We start from the raw sequence: 6,336 nt of genomic DNA, 5'->3' as shown, positions 1-6,336 counted from the left end.
CACACAGCGCGTGTGCGGCCGGCCTCCGTCGTGACCCGCGCCGGTGTCAGCGGCCCCCGGCCGACGCCGGCCGCCCCGACCCGACCCGGCCCGACGTCCGCCGGTCTCGGCCGACACCTGAGCCGACCCCAAGCCGGTCTCCTCCGACCTCGGCCGGTCTCCTCCTCCGGCCTCAGCCCGTCCCGTCCGCTCTCAGCCGGTCTTCCTGATCAACGCCAGATACATGGCGTCCGTCCCGTGCAGATGCGGCCAGAGCTGGACGTCGGGTCCGTCCCCCAGCGCCGGCACGTCCGGCAGCAGCGGCCGCGCGTCGATCAGCTCGGCCCCCGCGTGCTGCTTGAGGACGTCGGAGACGACGGCCCGGGTCTCGGCGAGGTGCGGCGAGCAGGTGGCGTAGCCGACGACGCCCCCGACCCGGACGGACTCGAGAGCCGTCCGCAGCAGCCCGCGCTGCAGCGGCCCGAACCCGTCGAGGTCCTCCGGCCGGCGACGCCAGCGCGCCTCGGGCCGTCGACGCAGGGCGCCGAGCCCGGTGCACGGCACGTCCACCAGCACCCGGTCGAAGGAGCCCGGCCGCCACGGCGGCCGCGTCCCGTCGGCGGCGATGACCTGGTACGGCCCGGGGTTGCCGGCCAGGGCCTTGGCGACGAGGCCGGCCCGGTGCGGCTGCTTCTCCGAGGCCAGCAGGAAGGCTCCGCGCTCGGCGGCGAGGGCGGCGAGCAGCGCGGCCTTGCCACCGGGTCCGGCACAGCCGTCCAGCCACTTCGCGTCGGACCCGTCGAGCGGTGCGTTGGCCAGCGCGAGCGCCACGAGCTGGCTGCCCTCGTCCTGCACGCCCGCGCGCCCGTCCCGCACGGCGTCGATGGCGCCGGGCTCGCCGCCCTCCGTGAGCCGGACGGCATACGGCGACCAGCGGCCGGCGACCGCGGCCTCCTCCCGGAGCAGCTCCTCGGTCGTGGCCCGCCCGGGCCGGGCGACGAGCGTCACCTCGGGCCGCTCGTTGTCGGCCTCCAGCAGGTCCTCGATGCCGGCCCGACCGCCGCCGAGGGAGTCCCAGAGCGCGGAGACGACCCAGCGCGGGTGCGAGTGCACGACGGCGAGGTGGTCCTCGGGGTCGTCGTCGTAGGGCGGGGCGACCTTCTCGATCCACTCGTCCAGATCGTGCGCCGCGACCTTGCGCAGCACCGCGTTGACGAACTTGGCGCGTCCGTCGCCGAGCACCACCCGGGCCAGGTCGACCGAGGCGGACACGGCGGCGTGGGTCGGGATGCGGGTCCCCAGCAACTGGTGCGCGCCCAGGCTCAGCACGTCGAGAACCGGCGGATCGACCTCGCGCAACGGCCGGTCGACGCAGGCGGAGATGACGGCGTCGTACGTGCCCTGGCGACGCAGTGTTCCGTAGACCAGCTCGGTGGCGAGGGCCGCGTCCCGCGCGTCGAACTTGTCCGGACCCTCCTTCTCGCGCGCCTTGCGCAGCAGCGGCGGCAACACGAGGTTGGCATAGGCGTCCCGCTCGTCCACGGCCCGCAGCGCCTCGAAGGCGAGGAGGCGGACGGGGTCCTTCTGGGGCCGGCGGTAGGGCTTGCCCGACTTACGGGGACGCTGGGGCTGTTCGCTCACGAAAAGGTGCTCCGGATTGCAGGAGGGAAGACGCGTCAAGCGTACGTCGGCGGGCACACCGGACCGGCCCGAGGGGCGGGCGGGCCGGCGGACCCGCACCTCGCTCGGTCTGCCCCGACCGCCTCCGGGACCCGTGCAGGACCGTTACGCCCTCAAGGCGCGGCCCCCGCGACCAGACCCCGACGATCTCGCCGTCGGCCGCCGCGGCCAGACCCCGACGATCTCGCCGTCGGCCCCCACGATCAGACCCCGACGATCTCGCCGTCCCCGATGCGGACGCCTCGCGCCCAGTCGGCGGCCCGCATCGGCTTCTTGCCCTGAGCCTGCACCCACACCAGCTCGACCGCGTACGAGCCCGTGCCGACGTGCACGCTGTTCTTGCCCACGGCCAGCGCGCCCGGCGCGAGATCGGTCCGCTCGGGGACGGGGTGGACCTGGACGAGCTTGAGCCGCTCGCCGCGGAAGACGGTCCACGCCCCCGGGGCGGGCGTGCAGCCGCGGACGACGCGGTCGACGCGCAGGGCCGGTGCGGCCCAGTCGATCCGGGCGTCCTCGACGGTGATCTTCGGCGCGAGGGTGACCCCGTCGCTCGGCTGCGGCACGGCCTTCAGGGCGCCGTCCTCGATCCCGTCCATCGTCGCCGCCAGCAACCCGCTGCCGGCGAAGGCGAGCCGGGTGAGCAGGTCGCCGCTGGTGTCCGTGGGCCGGATCTCCTCGGTGACCGTCCCGTACACCGGCCCCGAGTCGAGCCCCTCCTCGATGAGGAAGGTGGAGGCGCCGGTGATCTCGTCGCCCGCCATGACGGCGTGCTGCACGGGAGCCGCCCCGCGCCAGGCCGGCAGCAGCGAGAAGTGCAGGTTGACCCAGCCGTGGGCCGGGATGTCGAGCGCCGCCCTCGGCAGCAGCGCTCCGTAGGCGACGACCGGACAGCAGTCCGGCGCGATCTCCCCGAGCCGCTCCAGGAACTCCGGGTCCCGGGGCTTGGCGGGCCTCAGCACCTCGATCCCGGCCTCCTCGGCGCGCTGGGCGACGGGCGAGGCGACCAGCCTGCGCCCCCGGCCGGCGGGCGCGTCGGGGCGCGTGACGACGGCGGCCACCTCGTGCCGCCCGGAGGCGATCAGAGCGTCCAGGGCGGGAACGGCGACCTCGGGGGTGCCGGCGAAGACGAGCTTCATGAGTGGGCGGTGCCTCTCGGAGGGGCGGACGGCGGGCAGCACACAAGTTTATGACGACCGCCGGAGCCGCCCCGGCGGCCTTCTCCCCCGCCCGACGGGACGGGTCGCCGCCAGCGAGGAGCCCAGGGAGGAGAAGCCGCGCGCACCTTGTCCCAGGGGCGTACGCATATGCCCATACGCCCCCACGCCGTGACCAGCGGAGCGGATCCGCGTTGTCAAGAAAGAGTTGACCACACCTTGTTGACCACACCTTCTTCAACGCCGGTTCGAGAGGCTTGTTCATGGCCGACCATGCAACCCACGACGCCCAGGCCCGGGCCAGCCTGCACTTGCTGGTGCGGGACATCGAGCGGGTCCGCCGGCAGGTGGACGCGCTGCGCACCCTCACCGCCCAGCTGGGCAACGTCTACCGCCCGCGCCGTTCCGGTCCTTCCACGGGCTTCGTCGTCTACGGACGCGCGCCCGCCCCCACCGTCCGCCTCGCCCAGGAACTGCGCGACAGCGTCGAGACGCTGGTCACCGCGGCGGTGGACTTCGACCGTTCACTCGGCTTCTCGTGGGACGCGGTGGGCTCCGCGCTCGGGGTCACCAAGCAGGCGGTCCACCGCCGCTACGGCGCCCGCCGCGCGACCGCCCAGGCCGCCACGGTCACGGGTACGGGCGCCGCGACGGCCACGGCCGAGGCCGAGCGCCCGCCGGAGCCCGCGGTCGCCCGCACCCTCAGCGTGAACACGGCCATCCCGACGGTCCCCACGGTCCCGGCCGCCCGCTCGATGCCGACGCAGCCGACGGCCGGCAGCCCGGCCCTGCGCGACGAGGCAAGGCCGACCGCCTTCCCGAGCCCCCGCAACGGCTGAAGCCCCGCCCGAACACCCCACCCCCTCTGCCCTCTCGGCCACACCCGAGAGGGCAGCCGCACACCCCCGGCTCCGTCTCCCGCCCCCGGGTCCATCTTCCGCCGCCTGTCTCCTGCCTCCTGCCTCCTGCCTCCTCGGCTCCCGTCTCCCGCCGCCTGCCCCCCTGCCCTGCACCGCCTCAGACGGCCGGCTGCAAACGCCAGCCGAGACGGCGGCGGACGGCGACAGGAGGCCGCTAGGCCGCAGGCCGCAGGCCGCCAGGCCGCCAGGCCGCAGGCCGCCAGGCCGCCAGGCCGCAGGCCGCCAGGCCGCCAGGCCGCCAGGCCGCAGGCCGCCAGGCCCTATCCGATGTCCGGCGGATCGATCCGCACCCGCACCGCTTCCTCGCCGCCTCGGGCCATCCGGGCCGCCTGTGCCGCTTTCAGTGCGGCGGCCAGCGCGGCGCCGCGGCCCGGTGGCACGCGGATCAGCGTCCGCTCCCACTGCTCCCCCGGCGGCGGCGCCCCCGGTCGTCGGGGCCGGCCGGCGGGGACCGACGGGATCGGGACCGGCCCGAGCAGCTCCGCCTCCCGAGGGAGTTCGACCGCCCCCAGGAAGGCGGCCAGCGCCTGCGCGGTCCCGGAGACCGACGCCATCCGCGACACCGGCGGAAAGCCGAGCTCGGCCCGCTCGGCGAGCTCGCGCACGGCGTGCCCCACCGGATCCCAACGCACCAGCGCCTGCACGGGCCGCAGGGTCGGCTCGGCGACGACGACCACCGTGCCCCCGGCCTCCTGCGGGCGCACGAGCGCGGCGGCGGCGATCCAGCGACGCAGGGCGTCCTCCCCGGCCCGCAGGTCGGGACGTCCGAGCATGGCCCAGCCGTCCAGCAGCAACGCGGCCGCGTACCCGCCCCCGGCCACCGGCTCGGCACCGGGCGTGGACACGACGAGCGCGGGCGTCGCCGGAACGGTGTCCAGCACCTGTTCGCGCCCCGACGTGCGCACCGGCACGGCCGGAAACGCCCGCCCCAGCTCCTCGGCGGTCCGGCGCGCCCCCACGATCTGGGCCCGCAACCGGAACGAGCCGCACTCGGGGCAGTGCCAGGCACTCTCTTCCTTCCCGCACCATCCGCACCACAGCACACCGCCCGCGTCCCCGTCCCGCGCCTCCAGCGGTCCGGAGCAGTGCCGGCACCTGGCCGCCGCCCTGCACTGCGCGCACGCCATCCTGGGCACGTATCCCCGCCGGGGCACCTGCACGAGGACAGGCCCGTGCCGCAGCCCCTCGCGGACCGCCTGCCAGGCGAGGGTGGGCAGCCGGGCGGCCCGGGCGGCCTCGTCCCGCGCCAGGTCCTGGTCCCCCACGGTCCGCACCAGCGGAGCGGCCCGCCGCACGAGCTCCCGACCCGCGACCAGCGGTCGCGCCCATCCGCTCTCCACGAGCTGGGCGCCCTCCACGGTGCAGCTCCAACCCCCCAGCAGGAAACCGCACTTGTCCTGGGCGGCCCGCAGCAGCAGCACCTCCCGCGCATGAGGCTGCGGGGCGTGCAGCTCACTGTGGCTGTCGTCCCCGTCGTCCCAGAGCGCGACCAGCCCGAGGTCCTGAACCGGCGCGAACATCGCGGCACGCGTTCCGACGACCGCGCGCACGGACCCGCGTCGCACCGCCAGCCACTCCCGGTACCGCTTCTCGGGCCCGGCGTCCGCCGTGAGCAGCGCGTGCCGCCCCTCCCCGAGCAGGGCCGTCAGCGCCGCGTCGACCCGCGCGGCGACCCGTCCGTCCGGCACGACGACCAGCGCCCCGCGCCCCGAAGCGAGCGTGGCGGCCACGGCCCGGGCCACTTCGTCGCTCCACTCGGGCCCGGGCAGCGCGTTCCACACGGCCCGCGGCGCGCCCCCGGACGCCAGCGACTCCAGGAACGCGCCGCCCCGCTCGTACCGGGCCCACGTGCCGGCCTGCGGCGCTTCCGGCGGCGGCAGCGGCGCCGGGGAGGGTCGCTGCTCGGCCCGCGCGTTGCGGGGCGGCACGGCGAGCTGCAGCACGTCGGCCAGGCTCCCCGCGTACCGGTCGGCGACGGCCCGCGCCAGACCCAGCAGCTCCGGACCCAGGACCGGCTCGGGCGAGACCACCTGGGCGAGCGCCGCGAGCGGTCCCGAGTAGTCCGAGGCCGCGAGCCGCTCGACGAGGAACCCGTCGATGAGCCCGCCCCCTTCGCGCCGCCCGTCGCGCACGCGCCCCCGCCCGGCCCCGAACCGCACCCGGACCCGGACGCCGGGCTGCGCGTCGGCGTCCAGCTCGGCCGGGACGGCGTAGTCGAAGTAGCGGTCCAGGTGCAGCACGCCCTTGTCGACGAGCACCCGCGCGACCGGCAGTTCCTCGGCCAGCGCGGCTCCCCGCCAGGTCCGGGGCTTGGCCCGGGGCGTCTTCGCCTGCCGCACGCTCTCCCGGATGAGCGCGAGCTGCTCCGGCGGCGCGCCCTGCGCGGCCGCCCCACCGCCCCCCTGCCCGTTCTCGCTGCTCACGCCTGCATTCTTACCAAACACCGCTGACAACGGTCGTGTGCGCGCCCCGCACGGGCTCTGCATCCCTTCGGGCTGCCCGCGCACCGCCGTGGGCGCGGGAGTGACGGGTGCGGACCGGCCCAGGCACAGCCCCGCACGACGACGTCGGCTCCCGAGGCCCTCACCCGGTCGGCGGAGGCG

Annotated in this window: 4 protein-coding genes; 1 reads left to right on the top strand and 3 read right to left on the bottom strand. The window is 76.3% G+C overall.

Annotation, left to right across the window (positions count from 1 at the left end; genetic code table 11):
- Nucleotides 1-192 precede the first annotated feature (192 nt).
- The gene (locus ACFVYK_RS37585; protein WP_389781232.1) at nucleotides 193-1,620 is read right to left on the bottom strand and encodes an RsmB/NOP family class I SAM-dependent RNA methyltransferase; all 1,428 of its coding nucleotides are present in this window, start codon (nucleotides 1,618-1,620) and stop codon (nucleotides 193-195) included.
- Between the two features lie 242 nt (nucleotides 1,621-1,862).
- Nucleotides 1,863-2,795, bottom strand: coding sequence for a methionyl-tRNA formyltransferase (fmt, locus tag ACFVYK_RS37580; RefSeq protein WP_389781231.1), 933 nt, complete (start codon nucleotides 2,793-2,795; stop codon nucleotides 1,863-1,865).
- A 281-nt stretch (nucleotides 2,796-3,076) separates the two neighbouring features.
- On the opposite strand from fmt, the gene ACFVYK_RS37575 reads away from it, so the two are divergent.
- Nucleotides 3,077-3,652: a hypothetical protein gene (locus tag ACFVYK_RS37575; RefSeq protein ID WP_389781230.1), complete on the top strand. Its 576-nt coding sequence runs from the start codon at nucleotides 3,077-3,079 to the stop codon at nucleotides 3,650-3,652.
- Between the two features lie 341 nt (nucleotides 3,653-3,993).
- Here the strand turns inward: ACFVYK_RS37575 and ACFVYK_RS37570 are convergent, their stop codons facing one another.
- Nucleotides 3,994-6,156, bottom strand: coding sequence for a primosomal protein N' (locus ACFVYK_RS37570; RefSeq protein ID WP_389781229.1), 2,163 nt, complete (start codon nucleotides 6,154-6,156; stop codon nucleotides 3,994-3,996).
- Between the last annotated feature and the right edge of the window lie 180 nt (nucleotides 6,157-6,336).

This window comes from Streptomyces sp. NPDC058291 (assembly GCF_042880855.1).
In the GTDB taxonomy this organism is placed as follows: Bacteria; Actinomycetota; Actinomycetes; order Streptomycetales; family Streptomycetaceae; genus Streptomyces.
The sequence above is the reverse complement of the archived record's forward strand: the minus strand, read 5'-3'. Positions and strand labels throughout refer to the sequence as shown.

What these genes read in the sequence shown, in the direction of transcription:
- fmt (WP_389781231.1), bottom strand. Translation starts at nt 2,795, where the DNA reads ATGAAGCTCGTCTTCGCCGGCACCCCCGAGGTCGCCGTTCCCGCCCTG.
- ACFVYK_RS37575 (WP_389781230.1), top strand. Translation starts at nt 3,077, where the DNA reads ATGGCCGACCATGCAACCCACGACGCCCAGGCCCGGGCCAGCCTGCAC.